We start from the raw sequence: 23281 nt of genomic DNA on the forward strand, positions 1-23281 counted from the left end.
CAACGGGAGGAAACGGGAATGGACCCTCGTAAAGAGCTGGCGGCGAAGCTGAAGCGTGTCGCGGAGCTGAAGAAAAAGGCGGCGGAGGACGGTTACACGTTCACGCCGGAAGAGGTCGCGGAGATTGGCACGCTCGACGCGGAAGTGAAGTCGCTCCGCGCGGATATTGAACGTCTCGACGCGGCGGAGGCGGCGCTGAAGGCGATCGCGGACGAGCCGGCCGACGACGACGGCGACCAGGGCGGCGACGAGCCGGGTCGGAAGTCCGGTGGCGCGCAGACTCGCCCACGCTTCGAGGGCGCAGTCGTGACGGCGTTCGGTCAGAAGTTCATCGAGTCGGAGCGGTACAAGGCGTTCCAGAAGGCGTTCCCGTCCGGGCCCGGCAACGGCTCCCCCATCGACATTGGGCGCGTCAAGGTCGGCAGCATGGCGGACTGGTACGCAGGCCGTAAGGCGGGGCTGACGACGGATATTGCCAATATCCAGCCGATTCGTATGCCTACCGTGGACCTGGTCGACCGTAACCGGTTGACGTTCCTGGACCTGGTGTCGCGTGGCCGGACTGCCGGAAACTTCGAGTACGTCCAGATCACGGGCGTTACCCGGAACGCGGCGATCGTCGCGGAGTCTGTCGACGACACCGGTACTACGCCGGCGACCGGTCTCAAGCCTCTGTCGGATATGCAAACCGATGTGGCGGACGCGAAGGTTTACACGTACGCGGACGGTTACGACGTGACGAACCAGCTTCTCGCTGACGCGCCGGCCTTCGCTACGTACATGAACCAGGAGCTCGCTTACAGCCTGGACAACGTTGTGGAGGACAAGCTCCTGAACGGTACCGGCGTCTCGGGTGAGCCGAAGGGCATCCTGAGCACTACCGGCGTCCAGGAACAGACCTACACGGCGGCGGCCGGTATCGACGACGCTGCTGCTATGGCGTTCGTCAAGGCTGCTCGGCGCGCTATCACGAAGGTGACTCGCCTTCCCGGTGGCACCGTCGACGCGATCGTCCTCTCTCCGGAGATGGACGAAGCGATCGACTTGCTCCAGGACGCGAACGAACGATTCTTCGGACAGGGCCCGTTCAACGCCGGCCCGACAACCCTGTGGGGTCGTCCGCGTGTCACGTCTGAGCGGTTGGTCGACACGAACGCGATCCTCGGCGACTTCAAACAGGTTGCGCTGTTGGACCGTGAGGGCCTTTCGGTTATGGCGTTCAACCAGCACAAGGACTACGCACAGCGAAACAGGACCTATGTTCGCGCGGAGCTCCGGGCCGCACAGGTCATCTGGAAGCCGAACCGTCTCGTCGTCATCAAGCCGGCCGCTGCCTGATCGGAGCTGTGAAACATGCCTGAACACAAGATGGTCACGGTTAACGGGATCCGCTACCGGCCGGAAGATGCGCCGGCCGGTAGCGGGGCCGCGCGTCCGTCTCATCAGGCGGTCGACGGTCCGGCGCCGGCGGATTCGCCGGAGTCGGGCCGGCCGGCTAAGCCGTTGGGCACAAGCTCGACGACGTCCAGGCGGAAGCGGGGCACCGGTGACGCTGACCGGGGCTGACGTAGTCACGGCCGGACAGGGCCGGTTCGACGACGTGGTGGAAGCCGGCCGCGTGCTGGATCGGGTCTGGGAAGCGGTCCGGTCCTATTGCGGTTGGCATATTGCGCCGGTGCTCGAGGGTGTGGAGCTGGTCGTCGACGGCACTGGGCGGCGGACGCTTCAGCTTCCGTCGCTGCGGGTCGTCAACGTGGTGGCCGTCGCGGAGGACGGCGTCGAGCTGGATCCGACGTCGTTCACGTGGTCTCGGGCGGGGATGCTGCGGAAGCGGGTCGGGTGCTGGACGTCGGAATTCCAGGGCATCGTCGCGACCGTGGATCACGGGCGCGACGCGGCGCCGGACGTCGAGGGCGTCGTTCTTCAGACCGCGGTCCGCGCGATGACGGCGCCGGGCGGGCAGATCGGGTTACGGGTCGGGCAGATTGACGAGCGGTGGGCGACCACGGTCGGCGGGTTCGGGTTCTTCGCGTCGGACTTCGAGATTCTGGATAACCACCGGATCACGGGGAGTGGGTAGCTATGGCGTTCACGGCGAAGATTGACATACTCCGGCCGCGGGACGTGCCTTCCCGGTACACGCCGGGGACGTCGACGCTGGACTACTCGGACCCGCAAGTGATCCCGGTCGAACGGCTGGTGTCGCTGCAACCGACCAGCTCGCGGGAGCAAGGCGACAACCGGTTTTCGGTGGTGTCCGGGTGGATGCTGGTCACGCCGGCCGGCATGGACCTGGACCTGAGGGACACGGACCGGGTGCGGCACGGCGACAAAGTGCTGTCCGTCGTCGGGGACGTCGCGAAGTGGCCGCACCCTGTCCGGCCGAACGCGGTCCATCACGTCGAGGCGGTCCTCGAGAGGGTGAAGGGCTGATGGTGCGAAGCCAGCTTTCCGACAAGCAATATCGGGCGCTGATGCGTAACCGGACGGTGCGGCAGCAACTCCAGTCGGTCGCGCGGCGGGCGATGGTGCGGGCGCAACAGATCACGGACGAAGAGGGTGGCGAGGCGACGATCGGGCTGGAGGCTGGGATCCGTCCCGGTGGCCGGTCCTACGTCAACCTGACGTCGGACAACCCGGGTGAAGAGCTCGGGACGGAACGGAAACGGCGCCGGCGGGCACTGGGCCGGGCGATACGGGAGGTTTGAACATGTTGGTGAAATACAGCATTCATCGTGAGTCGGCGAAGGTCGGCGCGGTGGAAGAGGTTTCGGACGAGTACGGGGAGCGGCTGATCGCGGCCGGGCAGGCGAAGCGGGCGGACGGGCCGGCTGTGGAGTCGGCTCGCGCGGCTGCTGCGGTGGCCGGCGATCCGTCTACCGACGCGGCTGCCGCCGGCGGCCGGCGTGTGCGGCGCGCGGCGCCTACTGCCGACGCTCCGGCGGAGTAACTGGCCGTGTCGGACACGTCGCTCGACGTCGAGGTGGTCCTAGTGCAGTACGCGGCCGGCGTGCTGCCGGGCTTCAAGGTCTACGGCGGGGAACTGCCGCCGGGCTTCGAGGGTAAGGGGCTGCCGGCGGTCCGGTTCATTGCGCTACCGGCGCGGGAAACCGCGCGGGCGTGGAACGGGCCGGGCCTGCTGAACCGGGCGGACGTCGACGTGGACGTGTACGACACGGATCCGGAGTCGGTCGCGGACTCGGCGGCGCTGGTCCGTTCGCGACTGGACACCTTCAGTCATCCATCGGTCGGGGTGCTGGGGGCGCCGGCGTTCTCGCGCCGGCCTGATTGGAACGACAACGTAAGGCGGCGGGGCGCGGTGCTTTCGCTGGTGACTAGGTAAGGGGCACAGCATGACGAACTACGACGAAGCACTGGTGAGGCTGGGCGTTACCGGCGCGCTCCGCGTCGCGCCGAAGGGCTCGACGTTCCCTGTCGAGATGGGCGCGTGGACGGCGCCGTTCGTGGACCTCGGTTACATCTCGGACGAAGGGATCACGGAGAACCGGGAAGCGGACTCGACTCCCTTCACCCCCTGGCAGACGAACGCTCCTATCCGCGTCGAAACCACGTCGGAAATCATCACGTGGGAAACCGTGTTGTGGACCACATCGTTCGACACGGTGTCCGTTTACTTCAAGGTGAAAGAAGCGGATATGGAGGTCGGTACCGTCGACACGGCCGTGGTGTCGTTCGTCGACGGTGACAAGAAGGACCGCGACCTTCGCGCGTGGGGTATCGACGTTATCGACGGCGTGTATGCGCGCCGGGTGTCGATCCCGAACGGTGAGGTCACCGAACGCGGCGGCCTGACCTACCGGAAGGACCAGCTGATCGGTTACCCGGTCACGGTCACGGCGTACCCGGGGCCGGACGGCTGGTCGGTGAAGCGTGAATTCAAAGAGGGCTGGACGCTTCCCACCCCTTAGGGCCCCTGCTGCCGGGTAGCAACACGCTACCCGGCGGCGACACCTTCCCTCGGGGCTGAGGCGGGGACACGGTGAGGGGCGTGAGCCTGGCTGGTTGGTGTTTCACTTCGCGGCGACGACACGGAAGGGCGTTTTTCGATGCCGTACGACAAATTTCATGAGGCTTGGAAAGACTCGCCGGACGTGTCGACTCCGATCGCGGCGGAGGCGTTGGACTGGATCGAGGATGGGATAGCGGAGGCGCACGAAACGCTGGACGGCCGGCTGTCGGAAGCGGACCTGAATGCCACTTATGTGTCGACCCTCATCGCCAAAGGCCCGGGGATCGACCCGACCGGAGCGACCGACTCAACCACCGCCCTGCAAGCGTTGGTGGATAGCGCCGCAACTGTAGGTGCAGCCGTGTCATTCCCGCCAGGCGTGTACCGGATCAACAGCCTCACGCTCGGGCCGCTCACCCGACTGATCAGCCTCGGTGGTGGTACGACACGCTTCAGTTCGGGGGGTGTCACCAAGCCGCTTGTCATCTTCAAGCATCAAACGTCGAGCGTGCTCCCGATGGTCATCATCAATGGTGGTGGCGTGGTGCTCGAAAACATTGAGATGCAGGGAAACTTCAGCACGGCACCCCTCCTGCATGTTGAGAACGGATTCGAGTCGACACTCCGCAATGTGCGGATGATTTCGGTGTCCGGGACAGCGTTCACCGTGAAGCGCGCCAACAACACCAAGTGGTACGACGTCTTCGTAGACAACTGCGGATCATCCACGGCGGCGGCGGTCATCATCAAGTCGCCCACCACCGCGGAGGGCAACGAGACGAACACCCTTGACATCCACGGTCTCAGCATCGAACGAAGCCAGAACGTCGCACTCGACATCGCATACGGCGGAACCAAGACGGATGGGTTCTACGCCGAGTTCGTGCGTATCTCGAACCTGCATGTGGAATCAGCCAACGACAACGGCGGCGTCTCCAATGTAGACCCGTTGATCCGCATCGGGAACGTCCGGCACCTGGTTCTCGTCAACCCGTTCATCTACGGCGGCCCCGGCTACCTGATCGAACACGCCAGCGGCGGAACCATGACCACACGCCTTAAAGAGGGCGTGTTCATCGTCGGAGGCGCGCTGCTCGGTGATGAGACTGACGCCACCACTCACCTCGTGCACCTGGTGTCCGGGGATGACTTCGCGCTGGTCGGGGTGCGGGCTGGCAGATTTGTGACATCTGCCGTGAAGGTTGAATCATCCTACGGGGCGAAGGTGAAGATCGACCCCACCTCGTCCTTAGACGGTACAACTTCCACTTGGCTGACGGATGCCCGCACAGGGTACGTGGTACCGCAGGCAAACAAGTCGATCGGCGGCACCGGGACAACAGGCGTCACCGGCGGCACGGTCACGACCCTCACATCCGCTGGGGCCACACGCAACGTACTCGATGACGGCACAGGCGGCATGACTGCTTCGGGTGCCCTCGTTGCTGCGGGCGGGCTACGGCTCATCAACCGGACCGTCACCGCCACGGGCGGGCTGACAACCGCCGACATTGTTGTCGTCTCGACGGCATCATCCGCGATTACGCTCACCCTGCCGGCCTCTTCGACTAGCTTCATGTGGATTAAGAACGCGGGTACCGCGATTCTAACCCTCACAGCACCCAGTTCGGGGTCGGCACCTGCCATTGATGGTGTCGCGTCGTTGGCGCTGACACCGGGGGAACAGGTGTTGGTGAGTGGCCGGTCCTCGTCGGTGGGCACTTGGTCTGTCCTGAGCCGAGATTCCACGAAGTCCCTTGTTGGCACACCGACTCTGGTGACAGGTGCCAACGCCGGGGCGGGTGCTCCGGCCGCAACACTGGTCGCTGGGAGTAACGATCGTCGTGGCACTATCCAGATCGGAACGGGTACCTCGCCGGCTGCGGGCGTGTTGGTTTCTGTCACGTTCGGACGACCGTATCCCGTGGCACCGTTCGTCGCACCTTCGGTCCAGGCCCAGAACGGCACTGGCCCGTTCGTGAAAGATGTAACGGCGACCGGGTTTAACATTGGGCTTCTTGCCGCACCAGCGGCCAGTCAGTCGCTTGGCACCTACGCACTGGGCTACGTGGTCAACGACTAGCTAGACGAGAGCTGACCCCCGCCCAGAATTGCTCACTATGTGCGGCCGGCGCCGGCTCTGATCTTCGGATCGGGGCCGGCGCTTTCGTGTGTCTGTCACGGTGTGCGGTTCGATCACGTCGTGGTCCTGGTGCAAACTGTGATACGTGACGGTCGGCGGTGTGTCGGTGGCTTCGCGGCGCCGGCCGTCACGCCGTGAAACCACCGGACCGCGTCGCCACCATTGGGAGTACTCGAAACATGGCTGAAGCCACGAAGAAGCCGGCCACTGCTGCGGAGCCGTTGCCGGTCGGTGCTATCGACCTGGACGCGATGCTCGCGAAGCGTGAAGAGGCGGTGGGATCCCGGGACCAGTTCCCGTTCGGGTTCGCCGGCCGCGTCTGGTGGTCGATGGATCCCACGCTCGCTGACGACGATTGGACGGCGGAGCTCCGGGCCATTTCGGAGGATCCGGACACGGTCCCGGGTGACGTGACGGCGCATTACCTCGGCGAAGAACAGTGGGCGGAGTTCAAGGCGGCCGGCGGGTCGTCGTCGCTGTGGTCGCAAGCGCTGAACGCGTACCTCGAGCGGCAACAGTCGTTGGATGACGCGGGAAATCCTACACAGGGGCGTCGGTTCTCCAATCGTACCCAGAGGCGACAGAAGCGGCGCTAGATGCTGAATACGGGTTCGACGTCGTGGGCGCGTACTGGCGGGGCGAAATCTCGGCCCGCCGGTTACGCGTGCTCGTCGAGGGACTGCCGGCCAACTCGGCGCGGGCCCGGGCTTACCACGAAGGCCGGCAATGGACGGTCACGGACGCGCTGCTCTGGCAGGCGGTCTATTACCTCCGGGTTCTGGACCAGCGTTTGGTGTGGCACCGGGGGAAGCGGGCCAAGTGGCCGAAGTTCTCGGAGTTCCCGTGGTCGCGGTCGGACGTCCAGCTCGGCAACCGCGGCGACGCGACTACCGAACAGGTGTTGGCCTACCTGGAAAGCATTGCGCCACCGAAGCGGAAGTGACCGCGGGTGATCGAACAGGTTCGGGGGGCTACGGAAGGATCCGGCGTTGGCTGACGAAGATGTGTTGTGGGTGCCGGTCCTTCCGTCCCTTCGCGGGTTCGCTTCCCAGCTCGGGACGGAGACACGGGCCGCGGCGACGCGGGCCGGGCAGGACGCCGGCGCCGCGTTCGCCGGAGGTCTCGAGCGGGCGGAGGCGTCCGTCCGGAAGGCGACGGACAAACTGTCGGCGGCACAGGACAAAGTCGCCGACGCGACGGGCCGGCGGAGCGTTGCGCAAGCGAAGCTGAACGAGCTCGAGCAGTCTGGGCGGGCGTCCGCTTCACAGCTCACGGCGGCGCAAGAGGCGGTCGAACGGGCGTCGCGTGGCGTCGTTGCCGCGCAACGCAACCAGGAAACGGCTGCACGTGCTGTCGCGGACGCGAACGCGGCGGCAGCTCGGGCGGCGCAAGAGGCCGGCGACGCTGTGGAGGTCCAGGGCCGGCGGTTCCACGGGTTCGGCGGATCCGTGTCGGGGGCGATCGGGGATCTGAAGGGCTTCGCGATCGCGGCGGCCGGTATCGGCGGCGCTATGTCGACGGTCGGGGCGGCGATCGAGCGGGAGGGCGTCGGCCGGAAGGTCGCGGCGTCGTTCGGTGAGTCCGCGGAAGAGGCGAAGCGGTACGGGGATCTAGCCGGCGAACTGTACGCCGGCGGGCTCGGCGGTTCCCTTCAGGACGTCCAGGCGGCGGTCCAGGCGACGGCCGGCGTGTTCGGTTCCCTGGACACGATGGGGTCCGCCCGGTTGGGGGCGCTGTCGAACAAAGCGCAGACACTCGCGGACGTCTTCGATATGGACGTGGCGGAGGCGGCGGAAACGGCGTCGTCGCTGGTGGTGAACGGGTTCGCGGGTAACGCGGATGAAGCGTTCGACCTGCTGACCCGCGGTATGCAAGAGGTCTCGGTCTCCATGCGTGGGGAGCTGCCGGAGATTCTTCAGGAGTACTCGACGAACTTCCGCGGGCTCGGCTTCGACGGAAAAGAAGCCTTCAATCTGCTTGTTTCCGCCTCGCAACAGGGCAAATTCGCCCTGGATAAAACCGGGGACGCTCTCAAAGAATTTACGTTGCTCGGCTCCGATATGTCGGAGTCCTCACAAGAGGCGTACAAGGCGATCGGGCTCGACGCGGAGGCTATGTCACGGGCGGTTGCGTCCGGTGGAGACGGGGCTCAGGAGGCGCTTCAGCAAACGGCGGCCGGCCTGCTGAAGATTGAGGATCCGCTCAAGCGGGCTAACACGGCGATCGCGCTGTTCGGTACTCCGCTCGAGGATCTTTCGGTGGACCAGATTCCCGCGTTCCTTCAGGGGCTCGCTGGCGCGGATGATGCGATCGGCGACATTGCCGGGGCGACGGACGATGCCGGCGCGGTGATGTACGGCGGGCTCGGTAACAAGCTCGAGCTGATGAAACGCGGGTTCCAGGACACCTTTGTGGACCTGGTCGGCGACGACGTCCTCCCGTTGCTCGGCGATTTCACGGGGGCGCTCGAGGAAAACGAAGGGTCCGCCCTCGCGGCGATCGCGGGCATGACCGGGATGGGCGGTGTCGTCGCCGGTTTCGAGACGGCGAAGGGGACGTTCGACTCCGTCAAGGACGGTGTTCTGGGGCTCCGCGATGGGTTCCTGGACGCGAAGGACCAGGCGACACAAGCCTGGTCGGCGGTCCAGTCCGGGGCCGGCTGGGTGAAGGCGCAAGCGTCGGCGGCGGCGTCGTTCGTGAAGACGTCCGCGACGGCGACGGTGGAGGCGACGAAGACGGCGGCGGCCTGGACTGGCGCGCAACTGAAGACGGCCGGCGGCTGGGTCGTGGCACAGGCTCGGGCGGTCGGTGCGTTCGTGGCTATGTCCGCTTCGGCGACGGCGAACGCGACGCGGACCGCGGCGGCGTGGGTGGTGTCGAACACGCGTGTCGCGGCGTCGTTCGTGGCGTCCCGGGCGGCGATGGTCGCGACGACGGTCGCCACTGGGGCGATGACGGCGGCGCAATGGTTGCTGAACGTGGCGCTGAACGCTAACCCGATCGGTCTGCTGATAGCCGGGCTGGCGGCGCTTGCCGGGGCCATTTACTTAGCGTGGCAAAATAGTTCGACCTTCCGCGAAATCGTGATGGGCGCGTGGGAAGGGATCCAGGCGGCGGCGTCCTGGGCCTGGGAGAACGTGCTACAACCGATCTTCGGGTTTTTCGTGTCCGGGCTCCAGGCGATCGGCGCCGGCGCGACGTGGCTGTGGCAGAACGCAATCCTGCCAGCGTTCGACGGTATCGGCGCGGTCGTGTCGTTCTGGTGGAACAACATAGCGTCGCCGATCATTAACGGCGCGATCGGCGTTTTTCATGGGCTCGGCGATGCCGGAATGTGGCTGTGGCAGAACGCTATACAGCCAGCGTTCGACGGTATCGGCGCGGTCGTGTCCTGGGTGTGGAATAACGTCGTCTCGCCGGTCTTCGAGTCCATGAAAACCGGTGTCGGCCTGGTCGGGACCGCTTTCGAGTCCGCGGTGGGCTTCATCGGTCGAGTGTGGGACGGCGTGAAGGCGGTCGCGGCGCGGCCGATCAAATTCGTGATCGACTCCGTCTACAACAACGGTATCCGCGAAGCGTGGAATAAGGTCGCCGGCTGGCTGGGGCTGAATCCGCTCGAGGAATACAAGCCGGAATGGTTGGGCGCCTACGCGTCCGGTGGCACGCTTCCCGGGTACTCGCCGGGCCGGGACAACATGCGTTTCGTCTCGACGGACGGGTCCGCGGCGATCGACCTTTCCGGCGGGGAGTCGATCCTCCGGCCGGAGGTCGCGCGGGCGGTCGGGCCCGGGTGGGTCGACGGGGTGAACAAGGCGGCGGCGTCCGGTGGTACCGGTGCGGTCCGCGAATACCTCGGCGGGTACGCCGGCGGCGGTGTCGTCGGGTCGATTGTGGGCCTGGTCCAGAAGTACTTCCCGGGTATGTCGATCACGTCGACGCAACGGGACACGGCGGACTATCACGGGCAAGGGCTCGCGGTCGACTTCAGCGACGGGTCCGACACGACTCCGGGGATGCAGGAGGCGGCGCGGTTCTTCTTCGACAACTACGCCGGCGAACTGCTGGAGCTGATCCATTACCCGTTGGCCGGGTGGCAGAACATCGACAACGGTAACCCGTTCGACTTCGGGGAACCGACCAACTCGCAGCACCGGGACCACGTTCACGTCGCGGCGGATCACGAGCTCGGCGATCCGAACGGCGGCGGATCCATCTTCGGGCGGGTCTGGTCGTCGGTGACCGGTGCGGTGTCGGACTTCATGCGCCGGCGGGTGGCGGAGGCGTTCGATTCGGTGATAAGTCCGATCGGGGCGTCTATCCCTGACTTTGGTGGATCCCTGATTGGGTCGGTGCCGCGGAAGGCGTTCGACCTGGTGACGGGGAAGGTCCGCGAATGGTTGCTGGGGAAGGCTGACGAGAAGGACAAGGCCGGCGCCGGTGGGGCTCCTGGTATCCCGGGGTCGGGCCCGGTCGCGGACCAAGTGCGGCAGGCGTTCGCGGCCTACGGGTGGGACCAGGGCGCGCAGTGGGATGCGGTGGATTGGATTGTCGGGAAAGAGTCGTCGTGGAATCCGACCGCGCGTAACCCGTCCTCGGGTGCGTTCGGCCTGTTTCAGTTCCTCGGGTCGACGAAGGATCAATACCTCCCGGACGAGAATCCGAATCCGGGGATCCAGGGTGCGGCCGGCGCGCGGTATATCCGGGACCGGTACGGGGATCCGCTGGCGGCGAAGCGGTTCTGGGAGCAGAACGGGTGGTACGACCAGGGCGGGCTTGCGTCCGGTCGCGGCCTGATGCTGAAGAACGTCCTGGACCCGGAACGTGTCCTGGACCCGCGGCAAACGTCGGCGTTCGAGCAACTGGTGCCGTGGCTGGTGAGCCTGGCCGGTGGGATCGCGGACCAGCCTTTGGTCCAGGGCGCGGCGAACGCGGCGCTTCCGGGCGCCGGTGTCGCACTGGACGCGTTGGCCGGCGGGTTTAGCCAGATTCCCGGGTCCGCGGAATTCGCCGGGTTTATGACGCAACTTCCGATGCAGATATTCGAGGAGACGGCGAAGGATACGGCGTCGTTCTTCGGGCTCGGTGAGGTGGTCGACGCTGCTTTCAGCTTGGCGGAGCCGGTGGCCGGTGGGTCGTCGGTGCCGGCTCCGGAGCCGCTGGCGGGTGCGGACAGTGAGCCGCCGGCGGGTGGGGCCGGCCCGGGTGCCGGTGGGCCGCTGGTGGTCATCGAACAACTGATCGTCGACAACGTGAATGAAGCGGCGAACGCGATCGGTCGGGAAGCGCGCCGGCTGGTGCGCTCGGATGCTTTGACGGGCGGGTGGTGAGTATGTCGCGGGTCGCGGACGGGTTCATTCCGGGTGGGTCCACAATCCTTCAGTACGTGTCGCCGGACGGGGTGGTGTTGTACCTGGCCGGCGGCCGGCTGGCGGGGACGCAAGGTTTCGAGCTCGGCGCCGGCGCGGACGGGCACGGGCACGTGGACGTGGAACACGTATTCGAGAAGTCGGCGCGTGGGCTCGGGGAACGGCACGTGGGCGACGATTACAGCCACGCGGAGATTGATCTACCTATCAAGGTCAGTGGGAGCTCGGTCGACGAGTACAACCGGCGGCGGGACTGGTTGCGGGAGCTGATCCCGCGGGACCGGTTCGGGTACCTGTGTGCGTACACGAACGCGCTCGGGTGGCGGTGGATCCCGACGCTCCGCGGCAGTCTCAAGCCGGCGCTGAACCGGGATCCGGCCGGCACTAACTCGGCCGTGTTCGACGTGCTGTTTCTGGCGCCTAACCCGTTGTCGCGGGCTGCGGATCACGTGCCGCCGGAGTGGCGGAACGTTACCGGGAAGTCGACGGCTAGCGGGTCGCTGAACCTGTACCCGGGGCGGGAGATTGACGGGTGGCCGACGTTCATCCTGACCGGGCCCGGGGCGTTGTCGCTGAAGTACGCCGGCAATGACGTGAAGTTGCCGGCGGTCCTGGCTGGCGAAGTGCTGCGGATTGATACGACGTTCGGGGCGCAGACGCTCCGGACACGCCGGCTCGACGGCGGGCCCGGCCGGAACCTGTGGCCGCTGATGAAGGGCCAACAGTTCGCGGAGCCGGTGCCGGCGAAGAAAGTCACGAAGGTTTCGTTCCAGATCACGGGGGCGTCGAGCTCGACGAAGCTCTGGGCCATGGTCCCGCGCTGGCAAGAGGGGCTGGTATGAGCCGGGAGCTATACGCACAGTTCGCCGGCGACGTCCACGCGGACGAACTGAAGTATGCGAATCCTCGGGCCCACCTGCGGTTTATGACAAAGATGATGGACGTATGGGGGCCGTGCGGGGACTTCGAGGATCTGGAATTCACGGACAAAGAGAACGCGGCCGGCGGGTTCTCGCTGAAGGTGCCCGATAGCGACCATTGGGCGGAATACTTCTACGGGCAAAGCAAGTACGCGGTTCGGCCGCTGGTGATCGACCTTCCCGGGTACCGGACGCTCTGGTTCGTGACGTCGTTCGGGCGGATCCGCGAAGGGCGGAAACGGTGGATCCAGGTCGAGGGCGTCCACGCGCTCGAGCATCTGAACTGGGTCCGTATCTGGCCTGACTGGTATTTCCCGCCGGAGTTCCAGCCAAGCAAACACGCGATCGGCATTGGCGGCGCTAAGACGGTGCTCGCTGGGCTGCTGTTCGGGAACCTGATCCGCCTTCAGGCTCCGTTGTTCTCCATCCCTACCGGGAACCTGTTCGAGCTCGGCACCTGGAACCTGCTGCGGAATGCCTTGTGGCCGATCATCGTCAACCCGCGGGGTACCGGGATATTCGACACGTCCAAATGGGCTGCGGTGGCGGCGCGGATGGACAAATACATGGACGTCGCGCAAGAGGTCGCGGAGCTCAACAACATTTCGATTCGGGCGGACCTGTTCATCTACGGGGAGGATCCGCAACCGTTCCCGGAATTCGCGCACCTGGACCGCAACACGCTGATTATTTCGTTCGTCGAGCTCGGGCCGCACTTCAGCTTCACGGGCACTGTGGTCGACGGGCTGATTCGGACCGTCCTCGAAATGGCGGACGACGCTATCAAGTGGATTTCGTACCCGATTCTCGGTGAGTCGTGGGATGACTACTTGCAGAAGGCGGCCGGGACGCTGCCGGGCCGGCCGTTCGCGCTGTACCGGACGGGGAAGTACGCCACGACGGGCCGCGTCGAGCAGATGACGCATATTCCCATGGCGACCAGGGCCACCGGTGGCGGCAAATCTCCGGCGTGGGTGAACGACATTGTCGTGAACGCCGGGAACTTTGTAATCGGTTGGCTGGGTATGGCGATCGGCATTCCCGGGCTGTCGCTGGGGATCATCACGGACCGCGTGAAAGATACCCTGTTCGCCTTTCACTCGGTGGAGGATCTGCGGTTGGCGAATGAGGCCGGCCCGTGGCGGTTCAAAGAGACGTTCGTCGCGTCGGAAGGTACCGGCCTGTCGCTGAACACGTGGGCGGCTATGTGGTCGTCCCTGTGGGCGGTGCGCGGCTACCAGTCGACGGCGATCGAGGTCACGAACGGGAATCCGTACTACGTCGGGCGGGACGTCAACAAGGGCGATCCGATCGCGTATGAGCTGCCGGACGGCACGGTGGAAGTCGAGCACTTGCGTGAGATCCGTTACTCCGAAGGGTCGTCGACGGGTGGGCGCGGGAAGTTCGTCCTTCAGATCGGTTCGGGGCAGGCGGAGCAAGAGCCGGGCGCGATCGCGCTCGGGAAGTTCCGGAAATTGGCGTCGACGCTGACTCGCGTCGCGCTCGGCGGATAGGGAAGGTAACGGCATGTCGTTTCGGAGTATTTACGGGCTGAGCTACAGCGAAAACGGTTGGCGCATGTGCAACCGGGACGAATGCGTAGTGGCGAACGTCGTCCCGTTCACCAACACGGCGCCGGTGCGGGCCGGCGACGCGGCGACGATTCTCAATGCGTGGACGATCTGGTACCACCGGAACGTCGAACCGTTGACGTCGCCGGTGTGGGGTTGGTCCGCGACGAATGACGTTGCGTCGTCTAACCACTTGTCCGGGACGGCGTTGGACTTCAACGCGCCGAAGTACCCGTGGGGCGCTCGAGTTATGCCGGCCGCGCGTATCGCGAAGATTCGCGAAGGGCTGCGGCTGTTCGAGGGCTCCGTTTTCTGGGGCGCTGACTGGTCCCGGGCCGACGAGATGCACTATCAAATTGGGTGGCGCGAAGGGGATCCGCGGGTCCGCGCGTTCGCGGCGAAGCTCGACGCGGGTCATCTGGGGATCTACGGGCCGGCGCCGGCTATGCCGAACGCGCCGACGCCGGCGCCGGCTCCGGTGGTGAACCGTATCGCGGAGATGCGGGATCGGGCGCCATGGCTGGGGCAGAAGCTGACGAAAGAGCTCGAGAAGAGCACGCCGGACGGGCGCGGGAAGTGGGCCCGATATGAGGCCGGCTACATCTATTGGACGCATGAGTACGGGGCCCGGCCTATCCCGAACCATCTATTTGAGACGTACGCGGAACTGAAGTGGGAGACGGGCCCGCTCGGCTACCCGGTGGACTATCACAAGGTGCTGCCGGGCGGCGACGTCCAGTCCTTCGAGGGCGGCACGCTGTACCGGCGTTATGGGCGTGACGGGGAGCCGGCGCCGGCCGGCCACTTTGTCCGCGGGGAGATTCTGAAGCGTTGGGCCGGGACGGGATTCGAGAACGGTCCGTACGGCTGGCCGGTGTCGAACGAAAGCGACTTCGACGGCGGCAAGGTCCAGCGATTCGAGCATGGCGATATGTATTGGCATCCCTCCGGAGTGGTGGGGATGCTCGACGAGGGAAAGGCGTAATCATGGCTGTACTGGACACACTCCGCGGGTTGGTGCCGGCGTCGGCGCGGGACAAGGTCTACACGGTGACTGGCGGCCTGGTGGTGCTGCTCGCCGGCGTCGGGCTGATCGCGGACGACGTCGCTTCATTGTGGGCGGCGGTCGTAGGCGCGTCGGTGGTGCTGTTCTTCGCGGTGCTTCATTCGACGTCGCCGGCCCGGTCGGCGCTGTATGCGTTCCTCGCGACGGCGGCGCCGTTGGGGCTGGCGTACTCGATCGGGACGGCGTCACAGTGGGCGGCGGTGCTCACCTATGCCGGCCTGGTCCTCGGCGTGACGAAAGCGGCCGGCTCGACGCCGGCGCCGGAGCTCGGCGGCCGGCACCGTAGGCCGGACGTGGCGCCGTGATCCATCACCGGCGGCTGAAGCGGGCAGGACTCGCCATTACGGCGGTGTCCTGCCTCGCCGGCGGCGCCGTGGTCCTGTCGTCCGCTCCGGAGCTGAAGGAAAGCCGGCCGATACGCAAAGCAACACTTATGGACTCGCTGGAGTCGGTGGACGCGTTCGCGTGGGTGTGGATCACGGTCGGGGTGCTGTGTGTGGTGGCGGTGTTCTGGCGGCGCGCGCACCGTGCGGCGTTCGGGTTCGCGTCGGCGCTGCATGTGTTCTGGGGCCTGTCCTATCTCGCCGGTTGGCTGCTGCTGGATGTTCCTCGCGGCTGGGTGACGGCTTGTGTCTACCTGATTATCGCGGCGTTGGTGGTGGTCGTCGCCGGAATTCGAGAGGAACTGGTTCCGTGGGTACAACCATCACGGCGGCGGTAATTTCGGTGCTCGGGGTTATCGTCGCGGCGCTGGTGGGCGGCCTCGGTCACCTACTGGCGCGCCGATCGGAGAAAGACGACGACGTTCGGCAATGGGTCGAGCTGCGGTTCCGTGAGCAAGCGGCGGAGAACGGGCGGCTGAACGCGCGGATCGACGGACTCGAGGCGGAACTCCGCCGGGAGAAAGAGGAACACGGGGTGTCGCGGCGGGAATCGCGGGCCCTGGCGCGGTATGTCCGCGAAGTCTGTTGGTATTTCGAGACACACGTACCGGTGGAGCTCGGGCTCCGGCTTCCGGAGCCCACCGGGTTAGCGAGAGAGGTAATGGAACGTGGCTAAGGGCGACCAAGCGGCGGTGTACTTCACGCTCGAGGATGAAACCGTGGTGGAGCTCGGGAAGTTCCTGCGCTCCGCTCCCCTGTCGAACGGCGGCGTCGCGACGGTGCCGGCCGGCCAATCGGAGCTGTTGGCGCAAGCGGCGCTGAACTGGCTTCAGAACGCGGTTTTCGAGGGCGGGGAATGGATCACGCGGGCGGAGCTGGACTACACGCCGGAGTTTGGGGACGTCGAGGTCACGATATTGGGTGACGACGAAGCGGTGAAACTGCGGCATCGTGAGACGGGAATTATCGCGCTCGAGCTGGACCGGCCGGCAGCCTGGGCGACGCTGAAACAGAAGGTACGGGCTGAACGCGCGAAGGGCGGCAAGTAATGGCGACTCCGAATGACCCGGTAGAACGGTTGTCGGTGGACCTGGAAATTTTCGGGATCCCGCAATCTCCGGATATGCCTCCGATGACGGAAACGTACCTTCACGTCCGCCGGCGTCAGAACGGATCCGCGTCGGGCGTCCTCGGGTTGCCGGTCTACAAGGGCGATCCGGGCGAAACGGGCCCGGCCGGCATGCTGCACAAGGGCGACCGGACGACGGCGGAGCTCGACGGGCTCGCGATGGTCCTCGGGCCGGCTGAGCTGAACTACACGTACCGGAACGTCGACGATGATTCGCAGTGGGTGTGGACCGGTGACGCGTTCACGGTCTACGCGGACGCGTACGGGACCGCGGGCCCGCCGGGGCCGGCGCCGGTCCTTCAGGGTGGGACGGTGACGATTGGTGGTGTCGTCCAGGACTCGCCGGCCGGTGTCGAGGTCTCCGGGCCCGCCGGTGGACCGTACGCGATTGAGCTCGAGCTCCCGGAAATGCCGGCGGGTGACCCGGGCCCGCCGGGGCCGGCCGGTCCCATCTATACGTCGGTGGACGTCGTCGGGGAGCCGGACGACGGGGACACGCTGGTTCACGACGAAGCGTTGGGGAAGCTGGTGTGGGCTCCGCCGGCGATGGATGCGGCGGAGCTGTACGTCCTGCCGGCGTCGATGTTCCCGACTGTCACAAAGAATTCGGGCGACGTCCGGCAGATTCTGACGTCGGTCACACTGCCGGCGAAGCCGTACCCGTACCGGCTCGAGCTCGCCGGCGGGTGCGACGTGACGTCCGCGGTCGGCCACCAAGTGAACCTAGAGGCACGCGTCGGGGACGCGGTGACCGGCACGCTGGTCGGGATCGGGGTCGGGACGGACGCGTTCGCCGGCTGGCGGCACGTGCCGTTGCGGTCACACTCCGCGGCGGCGATCATTCCGGGCAGTAACCAAGACGTGATCGCGGCGAACACTGAAGCGACGGTGTACCTGTCCGCGGTGAAGGTGGCCGGCTCGACGTCGTCGTGGGGTGTGCGGGCCACGAACGGGCAAATGCGGCTGAAGCTGGTCGGGGTGGCCTGATATGCCGGACACTCCGCTGTATCTGCCTACTCCGCAACGGCCGGACGCTGAAGCGACGTGGGCGGAGCTCGCGCGGTTCGGCACGACGGCCGGCGACGCATACAACACGGCCGGTTCGGCGTGGGACGGGGTCGTGGAACACGACGGCCGGTTGGACGGGCTCGAGGGCCGGACGGACCTGCTGGAAGGGGTCGTGGCCTACGGCAACCTGTCGATGGATAAGAACCAGTGGGTTATCGAGGGCGCCGGTCATCCGGGGCGGTGGATGCCCTATTCGCAACAGGTCGGGCCGCGTAAGGGCGTGAACCTGGTCACGATCGGCGCCGGCAACGACATGGGCAACGGGTTTCAACTGCTCTCGGCCGGCCTGTGGCGTGTCGACGTGTTCACGCAAGTATGGGACACGCCGTTTACCGGCAACAACTGGGCGGACCTCGAAATACAGGTACTCACACCAACTAACTCGATCTATGAAGTGAAGCGGTTCACGGTCGACTGTCCGGAAGGCGTCCACATGACGATCGGCGGGCCGCACTCCTTCGTGGTCCCGGCGATGGGTTACAAGGTGTTCGCGGTCGGCCGGGCCGGGCGGTGGCGCCGGTTCATGGGCGGGACGTTGTACTCGACGTTCTCGATCAACAAGTGGGACAACGACACATATCCGCAAGCGCCGGGCACCGTGCCCGATTCGCCGGCACCGTAAGCGGAAGGGACGGACGGGAACCATGGCAGCAATCGAATACCAACACGTCGTCGGTGAGTGGCGGATCACGGATTATGACTCGCGGGACGACGTCGACGCGATCCCGGAAACCAACACGCTGAAGGGGCGGGTGACGTTCTCGGCGAAGTGGGACGAACGGGACCGGTTCGCGACGATTCGGGTACCGGAGGACGGTGACGCGGAGTCCTTCGCGTTGTCGGTGCGGCCGATGGTGTTCCCGGTCGTCGCCGGCCGGCTTCAGGATCGGGAAGCGCGCGACGGTGTGATGTTGCCGGCGGTGGCCGGCGGTGTCCCGATCGTGTGGACGGCGACGCCGGAGCTGTTCGAGGATCCCGGGCTCGGGATGAAGGGCGACGCGGTCCGCGCGGATCCGGTGATCTTCGGGCCACCGGTGCCGGCCGGCGACGGGTCGCGGACAGTGAACCTTGCGGACGTGGTGAACGGGACTATCGAGTACCCGGAACCGATCGTGTCGCAAGTCGCGGCGCTGGTTCAAGACGCGGAAGCGGCGAAGACTGAGGCGGAGACGGCGGCCGGGCTGGCGGATGCGTCGGCGGATGCTGCGGCGTCGTCGGCGAATGCGTCGGCCGGGTCCGCGGGAGCTGCTGCGGCGACGCTGGTCACGGTCCAGGCGGCGGCCGACGCGGCGGCGGGTTCGGCGACTGCTGCGGCCGGCTCTGCGGGTGCTGCGGCGTCCTCGGCGGCGGCGGCGGATACTTCGGAAGCGGCGGCGGCCGGGTCTGCGTCGGCGGCGTCGAGCTCGGCGACGGCGGCGGACGGATCCGCGGACGCGGCGGCACTGTCGGCTGACGCTGCGGCGGACTCCGCGACTGCCGCGGCCGGATCCGCAACGGCGGCGGCCGGGTCGGCGGCAACCGCCGGCACGGAAGCGAACCGGGCACAGACGGAAGCGAACCGGGCGCAAGCGGCGGCCGACGCGGCGGAAGTCGGGGCGCCGGCCGGCGGCTGGACCGAAGCGGAGCTGTCCGCGTCGGTGAACGCGTCGCTCGACAAGGCGGACACGGCGCTTCAGTCGGTGCCGGCACATACGCACACCACGGCGCAAGTGACCGGGCTCGATACGGCGCTGGCCGGTAAAGCGGACCTGGTCGGCGGGCAGATCGTGACCTCCCAGCTCCCGGCGGTCGCTATCTCGTCGCGGACCGTGGTCGCGGACCGGCCGGCGCTGCTCGCGCTGACCGCGCAAGAGGGCGACGTCGGAATCATCACGTCCGGCGCGGACCGTGGGTCGTACATTCTCGGATCCGGGCCGGCGAACAACTTCGCGTCGTGGGCGCTGATGGTGGCGCCGGCCGACGCGGTGTCCTCGGTGAACAACCAAACCGGGGCGGTCAACCTCGGCGCCGCGGACGTCGGGGCGGCGCCGGCCGTGCATACGCACACCACGGCGCAAGTGACCGGGCTCGATGGGGCGTTGGCGGGGAAGGCTCCGGCCCACCAGCTCGTCGCGTCGCTGCCGGCCACCGGGACGGCCGGCGTCCTGTACCTGATCGCGAAAGCGTGAGCTGATGCCTTCATACTTCGGCGCGTCGAAAACCGAGATCGGGAAAATGTATCTCGGGAAGGCTGACGGCGGTTTCACCGAGATTGGTAAGGCGTACATGTGGACCGGGTCCGCGTGGGCGGAAGTCTTCAGCGGTGACGTGCTGAAACCGGTCGGGATGGACAAGGTCGGCGAATTCTATTTCGAGGGGCAGGACTGGCCTACCGTCCCGAACTGGGCTGTCCGCTCCGGGTTCCCGGACACGGTGATCCAGAACAACGGGCTCGTCATGGGTGGGACGGGGATGGTCCGGCTCACGTTCGACTTCACACGTTCGACGTCGAGCAACCTGAGCATGGTCCCGTGCCGGCTGTGCGTGAACGGGACACCGGTCACGTCGTCCTTCACCATGAACAACGACAGTGCGGCGCGGACGTTCGACGTGTCGGTGAACACCGGGGACGTCGTTACCGTCCAGGTCGACGACACAGGATCCACGATCGACGCTAACAACACGATCACGACGGGGTCGTATCTGACGGCGGTCCCGCTCTAGGGTGTCGCGCCGGCGGCCGGCGGCTGGTTATTCTGTCGGTGCGGCTCCTTGGGATGGGTAGTTGGCGATCGGGACGGCGGCCCGGGAACTCTGCATAGTTCCCGGGCCGTTCCGCGTCTCTAGGCGTTGGGGTTCGTTGTCATACCGGCGATCCGCTGATCCAGCTCGGCGGCGGCGCCGCGGAGTAGCCGGCGGAGCATCATTGGGTTATCCGGTTCCGTCGTTCGGCGGCTGAGGGTTTCTCGGGTGCCGTCCGGAAGTAGGACGGTGATCTGGACGTGGGCCTGGTCGTCGGCGACGTCGGCGCGTGGGTTCGGTGGTAGTTCCATCAGTGCTTCCCTTCATGTTTGGGCACGATTGCCCATCCGGCTTCGTCGAGCGCTTCTAGTATCCGTTCGTCGAGTCGGCGCGCGCGGCGGTACATCTGCAATTCGGCCATATGGTAAGTCTGCTGGTCGGCGATCACGTCGGCCGGCGATCGCGTCGGCGCGGGGGCTTCGGTCACGTCGAGCGGCCGGAAACTGATCCCGGGCCACGTCGTGAAGTTCGACGGCGAAATGGCGCTGTGGTCCTCCTTCCTCCAGCCGTACCAGCGATCGGTCCGGGGCTTTACGTAGTCGCGGATCCACGCGTCGATCCTCGCCCGGTCCTCGACGTGATCGAACGGGGTATCGAGCTGGTGAGCCTTGTTCTTCCGCGGGCTGTGAATGAGTAGGGCGAACCAGTCGGCCGGCCCTGCGTCGTCTCCGCTGAAGTCCCACGAAAGAATCTGGTTCAGGTCTTCGGGCAGGTTCTCGACGTGCTCGCGGAGCTCGGCGAACGCGCCGAACTGGATCAGGCTGTCGGGGTAGTCGGTGAGTGGGTACATGGGGTCAACGTCTCCTGTCTCTGATCTGGTAGACACGCCACTTGGTGAGTCCGGCGGCGTCCGCGGCTTGGATCACGGACACGCCGGCTTCGAGGGCGTCGCGTACGGCGTCGTCGCGTTCGTCCTCGAGCTGTTCGGCGCGGCGCCGGTGTAGCTCGAGCTCGGTCCGGAACGATCGCACGCGGTTAAGGGCGCCGCGGTGCGCGGCGGTGGGGTCGGGTTCGTCGTCCATCCCTTCATTCTGGGCCAGCGTGACTAGGTCGCCGGCGTACTGGAATCCGTCTTGGTCGATCGCGGGCCCGGTCATCGGATCCACTTCGGGGTGCTCGCGTAAGCGAACACGATCCACTGGCTCTGCTCGAGGGTGTCGAGCTCGTCCCACGTGCGCGTCTCGGTGGCCGGCGCTTCCCGGTTGAATTCCTGCCGGCCGGCGGCTTCGCATGCGTGCCGGTAGGCGGCGGCGGCGCGGACCACGTGGCCGTGCGCGGCGTCGGCGAACCGGCGCGCGTCGCTGGTGCCGACGCGCTCGGCGGCGTCCTCGGCGGTGAAGTGGTGGCGCTTCGCGTCCTCGAGGTGGCGGAGCGTGCCGGCCATTGCCATTTGTGGGCAACCGTTGCGGGCGACGTGCTCGGCGGTGTCTGCGGACTCTTTCGCGTCTGCGGCGGCGCGGTCCGCAATGTGGACGGCGGGGTGGTCGGGCGCAGTGGTGTCCAGGTCGAATAGTCCGGCCATGGTCTCAGCCTGCGATCTTGACGCAACGGGCGCACGTGGCGGCCTCGGTGGTCTCCTGATAGATCCGGTAGGCGCCGCGGGACTTGCACGCGGTGCCGGTGATCCCGGTCTCGTCGGTGTAGCAGTAGTGAACCTTCGGGTTGCTGTTGATCTTCGCGGTGGTGAACATCTTCGGGACTCCTTCGGGGCGGCGGTACCATTCTATTGTAGCGCGCTACAACGGTTTGAGCTGGGAAAACGGGCCCGAAAGTGGGCCCGATTCCCAATCGTTATGCGGCTGTTACAGCAGGTGCGGGCACCGGAACGCGCCGGCCGCCAATACGGTCGCGCGGCTGAAACCGGCCGGCGCCGGACCGTTCGCGACGGCGTCCATCCGGGCCGTTGCGGTGTCCACGTCGCCGGGACTGTTCGGAAGTACTTCCGTACACACGTGGTCGGCGACGGCGATACCCTCGACGGCCGGCACGGCATGCCCACCGTTGATGCATTGGAGGCGGCGGAGATACGTCGCGGTCGCGTCCTGGGACGCGGGACCGGTGGGCCGCGGGCCGGCCGCCACGTTGGACACGCAACCGAGAACGTCGGCCGGAACGTGCTTCGGTGGCGCCTCGACTGCGGAGCTGATGACGACGGGATCCGCGGTCGGGGTGACGGGTTGCGGCGGGCCGGCGCACGCGACCAGGGCGACCAGGGCGACGGCGGCGGCGGAGACTGCGGCAATTCTGAACATGGGGTGGTCCCTTCAGCGTGGTTGCGGGCATTCTTCGGCGACGATGATGTGGAACGCGTCGCGCATGGTTCCTTTCGGTGGTGCGCCGATGCTGCGTTTCATCTCGGCTGCGGCGTCGGCGACCGGATCCGGGCCGCCGGCGTGCGCGTCCACAGCGTCGCATACTCGCCGGGCCAGCTCGTCCAGGCTGGCCGCGTCGACGGTGATTCCGGTCGCGTCTTCGATCTGGGCGCGGTAGTGCGCGCGGGGCCCGTGTTCGTCGGCGACGCTGCCGGGCGGCGGGTACATATCCGACGTGTTGCGGCCGGCGGCTTTCGAGCCGGCGAACAGAAACACGGTGACGAGCATTGCGACGGTGGTAACACTGGTGGTGATCGGCAAGTGGTGGTGTCCTTCGGGTTGGGATGGTGTACGTTGTGACTGCCCTCGTAGCTCAGTTGGCAGAGCAGCGTCCTTTTAAGTCGCGGGTCGTCGGTTCGAGACCGACCGGGGGCACAATTCCCGCGCGGCGCGCCGCGCGGCTCTGGCTGCCGGTATGTCGTGTCGGTTCTTCCGCCGGTGGCAGTCCAGGCATAGGAGCTGGCATTTTTCCAGCTCGGCGGCTAGTCGGGCGGTACTCATGGACGCGAACG

General features: G+C 66.5%; 29 protein-coding genes, 1 tRNA gene and 2 pseudogenes. 25 read left to right on the forward strand and 7 right to left on the reverse strand.

The window, feature by feature from the left end; genetic code table 11:
* Window positions 1-18: 18 nt before the first annotated feature.
* From ACH49N_RS05445 to ACH49N_RS05560, 24 genes and pseudogenes are all read left to right on the forward strand, one after another.
* Complete coding sequence (locus tag ACH49N_RS05445) at window positions 19-1338, forward strand: phage major capsid protein (RefSeq protein ID WP_397504453.1); 1320 nt, start codon at window positions 19-21, stop codon at window positions 1336-1338.
* A 208-nt stretch (window positions 1339-1546) separates the two neighbouring features.
* The gene (locus ACH49N_RS05450; protein WP_397504454.1) at window positions 1547-2080 is read left to right on the forward strand and encodes a hypothetical protein; all 534 of its coding nucleotides are present in this window, start codon (window positions 1547-1549) and stop codon (window positions 2078-2080) included.
* A 2-nt stretch (window positions 2081-2082) separates the two neighbouring features.
* Entirely contained in the window at window positions 2083-2433 is a 351-nt protein-coding gene (locus tag ACH49N_RS05455) for a hypothetical protein (RefSeq protein ID WP_397504455.1), read from the forward strand.
* On the forward strand, window positions 2433-2708 hold the full coding sequence (locus ACH49N_RS05460) for a hypothetical protein (RefSeq protein WP_397504456.1): 276 nt from the start codon (window positions 2433-2435) through the stop codon (window positions 2706-2708). The genes ACH49N_RS05455 and ACH49N_RS05460 overlap by 1 nt, the downstream gene beginning before the upstream one ends.
* 2 nt (window positions 2709-2710) lie before the next feature.
* Window positions 2711-2950 (forward strand): hypothetical protein, encoded by a 240-nt coding sequence (locus tag ACH49N_RS05465; RefSeq protein WP_397504457.1) that lies wholly within the window; start codon window positions 2711-2713, stop codon window positions 2948-2950.
* A gap of 6 nt (window positions 2951-2956) precedes the next feature.
* Window positions 2957-3343 carry a hypothetical protein gene (locus ACH49N_RS05470; protein ID WP_397504458.1) on the forward strand — a complete coding sequence of 129 codons (387 nt, stop codon included), beginning with the start codon at window positions 2957-2959 and terminating at the stop codon, window positions 3341-3343.
* 10 nt (window positions 3344-3353) lie between these two features.
* A complete protein-coding gene (locus tag ACH49N_RS05475; RefSeq protein ID WP_397504459.1) occupies window positions 3354-3929 on the forward strand; it encodes a hypothetical protein in 576 nt (191 codons plus the stop codon).
* A 183-nt stretch (window positions 3930-4112) separates the two neighbouring features.
* Window positions 4113-6053: a hypothetical protein gene (locus tag ACH49N_RS05480; RefSeq protein WP_397504460.1), complete on the forward strand. Its 1941-nt coding sequence runs from the start codon at window positions 4113-4115 to the stop codon at window positions 6051-6053.
* 239 nt (window positions 6054-6292) lie between these two features.
* Window positions 6293-6709 (forward strand): hypothetical protein, encoded by a 417-nt coding sequence (locus ACH49N_RS05485; RefSeq protein ID WP_397504461.1) that lies wholly within the window; start codon window positions 6293-6295, stop codon window positions 6707-6709.
* A gap of 23 nt (window positions 6710-6732) precedes the next feature.
* Entirely contained in the window at window positions 6733-7056 is a 324-nt protein-coding gene (locus tag ACH49N_RS05490; protein WP_397504462.1) for a hypothetical protein, read from the forward strand.
* A gap of 46 nt (window positions 7057-7102) precedes the next feature.
* A complete protein-coding gene (locus tag ACH49N_RS05495) occupies window positions 7103-11440 on the forward strand; it encodes a phage tail tape measure protein (RefSeq protein WP_397504463.1) in 4338 nt (1445 codons plus the stop codon).
* A 2-nt stretch (window positions 11441-11442) separates the two neighbouring features.
* Entirely contained in the window at window positions 11443-12321 is an 879-nt protein-coding gene (locus ACH49N_RS05500; RefSeq protein WP_397504464.1) for a hypothetical protein, read from the forward strand.
* A complete protein-coding gene (locus ACH49N_RS05505; protein WP_397504465.1) occupies window positions 12318-13913 on the forward strand; it encodes a hypothetical protein in 1596 nt (531 codons plus the stop codon). Before ACH49N_RS05500 ends, ACH49N_RS05505 begins: the two co-directional genes overlap by 4 nt.
* Before the next feature lie 13 nt (window positions 13914-13926).
* Window positions 13927-14643 (forward strand): annotated as a pseudogene (locus ACH49N_RS05510) (M15 family metallopeptidase); the annotation flags it as partial.
* 27 nt (window positions 14644-14670) lie between these two features.
* Window positions 14671-14817: pseudogene (locus ACH49N_RS05515) on the forward strand (hypothetical protein); the annotation flags it as partial.
* Between the two features lie 27 nt (window positions 14818-14844).
* Window positions 14845-14955, forward strand: a complete 111-nt coding sequence (locus ACH49N_RS05520) for a hypothetical protein (protein ID WP_397504486.1) — start codon at window positions 14845-14847, stop codon at window positions 14953-14955.
* A gap of 2 nt (window positions 14956-14957) precedes the next feature.
* Window positions 14958-15341, forward strand: a complete 384-nt coding sequence (locus ACH49N_RS05525; protein ID WP_397504466.1) for a hypothetical protein — start codon at window positions 14958-14960, stop codon at window positions 15339-15341.
* Window positions 15338-15757 carry a hypothetical protein gene (locus ACH49N_RS05530; RefSeq protein ID WP_397504467.1) on the forward strand — a complete coding sequence of 140 codons (420 nt, stop codon included), beginning with the start codon at window positions 15338-15340 and terminating at the stop codon, window positions 15755-15757. Before ACH49N_RS05525 ends, ACH49N_RS05530 begins: the two co-directional genes overlap by 4 nt.
* Window positions 15730-16095, forward strand: a complete 366-nt coding sequence (locus tag ACH49N_RS05535; protein WP_397504468.1) for a hypothetical protein — start codon at window positions 15730-15732, stop codon at window positions 16093-16095. The genes ACH49N_RS05530 and ACH49N_RS05535 overlap by 28 nt, the downstream gene beginning before the upstream one ends.
* On the forward strand, window positions 16088-16468 hold the full coding sequence (locus ACH49N_RS05540; protein WP_397504469.1) for a hypothetical protein: 381 nt from the start codon (window positions 16088-16090) through the stop codon (window positions 16466-16468). The genes ACH49N_RS05535 and ACH49N_RS05540 overlap by 8 nt, the downstream gene beginning before the upstream one ends.
* Complete coding sequence (locus ACH49N_RS05545) at window positions 16468-17535, forward strand: hypothetical protein (RefSeq protein WP_397504470.1); 1068 nt, start codon at window positions 16468-16470, stop codon at window positions 17533-17535. The genes ACH49N_RS05540 and ACH49N_RS05545 overlap by 1 nt, the downstream gene beginning before the upstream one ends.
* Window position 17536: 1 nt before the next feature.
* Window positions 17537-18238: a hypothetical protein gene (locus tag ACH49N_RS05550; RefSeq protein WP_397504471.1), complete on the forward strand. Its 702-nt coding sequence runs from the start codon at window positions 17537-17539 to the stop codon at window positions 18236-18238.
* 22 nt (window positions 18239-18260) lie between these two features.
* Complete coding sequence (locus ACH49N_RS05555; RefSeq protein WP_397504472.1) at window positions 18261-19784, forward strand: hypothetical protein; 1524 nt, start codon at window positions 18261-18263, stop codon at window positions 19782-19784.
* A 4-nt stretch (window positions 19785-19788) separates the two neighbouring features.
* Window positions 19789-20319, forward strand: coding sequence for a hypothetical protein (locus tag ACH49N_RS05560; protein ID WP_397504473.1), 531 nt, complete (start codon window positions 19789-19791; stop codon window positions 20317-20319).
* A 119-nt stretch (window positions 20320-20438) separates the two neighbouring features.
* Here the strand turns inward: ACH49N_RS05560 and ACH49N_RS05565 are convergent, their stop codons facing one another.
* The 7 genes from ACH49N_RS05565 to ACH49N_RS05595 form a co-directional block, all read right to left on the reverse strand.
* Window positions 20439-20648 carry a hypothetical protein gene (locus tag ACH49N_RS05565; protein ID WP_397504474.1) on the reverse strand — a complete coding sequence of 70 codons (210 nt, stop codon included), beginning with the start codon at window positions 20646-20648 and terminating at the stop codon, window positions 20439-20441.
* A complete protein-coding gene (locus ACH49N_RS05570) occupies window positions 20648-21187 on the reverse strand; it encodes a hypothetical protein (protein ID WP_397504475.1) in 540 nt (179 codons plus the stop codon). Before ACH49N_RS05570 ends, ACH49N_RS05565 begins: the two co-directional genes overlap by 1 nt.
* A 4-nt stretch (window positions 21188-21191) precedes the next feature.
* Entirely contained in the window at window positions 21192-21494 is a 303-nt protein-coding gene (locus ACH49N_RS05575) for a hypothetical protein (RefSeq protein ID WP_397504476.1), read from the reverse strand.
* Window positions 21491-21919 (reverse strand): hypothetical protein, encoded by a 429-nt coding sequence (locus ACH49N_RS05580; protein WP_397504477.1) that lies wholly within the window; start codon window positions 21917-21919, stop codon window positions 21491-21493. Before ACH49N_RS05580 ends, ACH49N_RS05575 begins: the two co-directional genes overlap by 4 nt.
* Before the next feature lie 4 nt (window positions 21920-21923).
* The gene (locus tag ACH49N_RS05585; RefSeq protein WP_397504478.1) at window positions 21924-22088 is read right to left on the reverse strand and encodes a hypothetical protein; all 165 of its coding nucleotides are present in this window, start codon (window positions 22086-22088) and stop codon (window positions 21924-21926) included.
* A gap of 111 nt (window positions 22089-22199) precedes the next feature.
* The gene (locus ACH49N_RS05590; protein ID WP_397504479.1) at window positions 22200-22649 is read right to left on the reverse strand and encodes a hypothetical protein; all 450 of its coding nucleotides are present in this window, start codon (window positions 22647-22649) and stop codon (window positions 22200-22202) included.
* A gap of 12 nt (window positions 22650-22661) precedes the next feature.
* Window positions 22662-23030 carry a hypothetical protein gene (locus tag ACH49N_RS05595; RefSeq protein WP_397504480.1) on the reverse strand — a complete coding sequence of 123 codons (369 nt, stop codon included), beginning with the start codon at window positions 23028-23030 and terminating at the stop codon, window positions 22662-22664.
* A gap of 41 nt (window positions 23031-23071) precedes the next feature.
* On the opposite strand from ACH49N_RS05595, the gene ACH49N_RS05600 reads away from it, so the two are divergent.
* Window positions 23072-23144: transfer RNA gene (locus tag ACH49N_RS05600), tRNA-Lys, on the forward strand.
* Window positions 23145-23281 lie beyond the last annotated feature (137 nt).

The organism is Rhodococcus sp. NPDC019647 (assembly GCF_044389235.1).
GTDB lineage: Bacteria > Actinomycetota > Actinomycetes > Mycobacteriales > Mycobacteriaceae > Rhodococcus_F > Rhodococcus_F oxybenzonivorans.

Bases quoted from the DNA above. Each gene is read 5' to 3' on its own strand.
- ACH49N_RS05445 (WP_397504453.1), top strand. From the start codon at position 19: ATGGACCCTCGTAAAGAGCTGGCGGCGAAGCTGAAGCGTGTCGCGGAG.
- ACH49N_RS05455 (WP_397504455.1), top strand. From the start codon at position 2,083: ATGGCGTTCACGGCGAAGATTGACATACTCCGGCCGCGGGACGTGCCT.
- ACH49N_RS05460 (WP_397504456.1), top strand. From the start codon at position 2,433: ATGGTGCGAAGCCAGCTTTCCGACAAGCAATATCGGGCGCTGATGCGT.
- ACH49N_RS05465 (WP_397504457.1), top strand. From the start codon at position 2,711: ATGTTGGTGAAATACAGCATTCATCGTGAGTCGGCGAAGGTCGGCGCG.
- ACH49N_RS05475 (WP_397504459.1), top strand. From the start codon at position 3,354: ATGACGAACTACGACGAAGCACTGGTGAGGCTGGGCGTTACCGGCGCG.
- ACH49N_RS05485 (WP_397504461.1), top strand. From the start codon at position 6,293: ATGGCTGAAGCCACGAAGAAGCCGGCCACTGCTGCGGAGCCGTTGCCG.
- ACH49N_RS05500 (WP_397504464.1), top strand. From the start codon at position 11,443: ATGTCGCGGGTCGCGGACGGGTTCATTCCGGGTGGGTCCACAATCCTT.
- ACH49N_RS05505 (WP_397504465.1), top strand. From the start codon at position 12,318: ATGAGCCGGGAGCTATACGCACAGTTCGCCGGCGACGTCCACGCGGAC.
- ACH49N_RS05525 (WP_397504466.1), top strand. From the start codon at position 14,958: ATGGCTGTACTGGACACACTCCGCGGGTTGGTGCCGGCGTCGGCGCGG.
- ACH49N_RS05545 (WP_397504470.1), top strand. From the start codon at position 16,468: ATGGCGACTCCGAATGACCCGGTAGAACGGTTGTCGGTGGACCTGGAA.
- ACH49N_RS05550 (WP_397504471.1), top strand. From the start codon at position 17,537: ATGCCGGACACTCCGCTGTATCTGCCTACTCCGCAACGGCCGGACGCT.
- ACH49N_RS05555 (WP_397504472.1), top strand. From the start codon at position 18,261: ATGGCAGCAATCGAATACCAACACGTCGTCGGTGAGTGGCGGATCACG.
- ACH49N_RS05560 (WP_397504473.1), top strand. From the start codon at position 19,789: ATGCCTTCATACTTCGGCGCGTCGAAAACCGAGATCGGGAAAATGTAT.
- ACH49N_RS05565 (WP_397504474.1), bottom strand. From the start codon at position 20,648: ATGGAACTACCACCGAACCCACGCGCCGACGTCGCCGACGACCAGGCC.
- ACH49N_RS05570 (WP_397504475.1), bottom strand. From the start codon at position 21,187: ATGTACCCACTCACCGACTACCCCGACAGCCTGATCCAGTTCGGCGCG.
- ACH49N_RS05575 (WP_397504476.1), bottom strand. From the start codon at position 21,494: ATGACCGGGCCCGCGATCGACCAAGACGGATTCCAGTACGCCGGCGAC.
- ACH49N_RS05580 (WP_397504477.1), bottom strand. From the start codon at position 21,919: ATGGCCGGACTATTCGACCTGGACACCACTGCGCCCGACCACCCCGCC.
- ACH49N_RS05585 (WP_397504478.1), bottom strand. From the start codon at position 22,088: ATGTTCACCACCGCGAAGATCAACAGCAACCCGAAGGTTCACTACTGC.
- ACH49N_RS05590 (WP_397504479.1), bottom strand. From the start codon at position 22,649: ATGTTCAGAATTGCCGCAGTCTCCGCCGCCGCCGTCGCCCTGGTCGCC.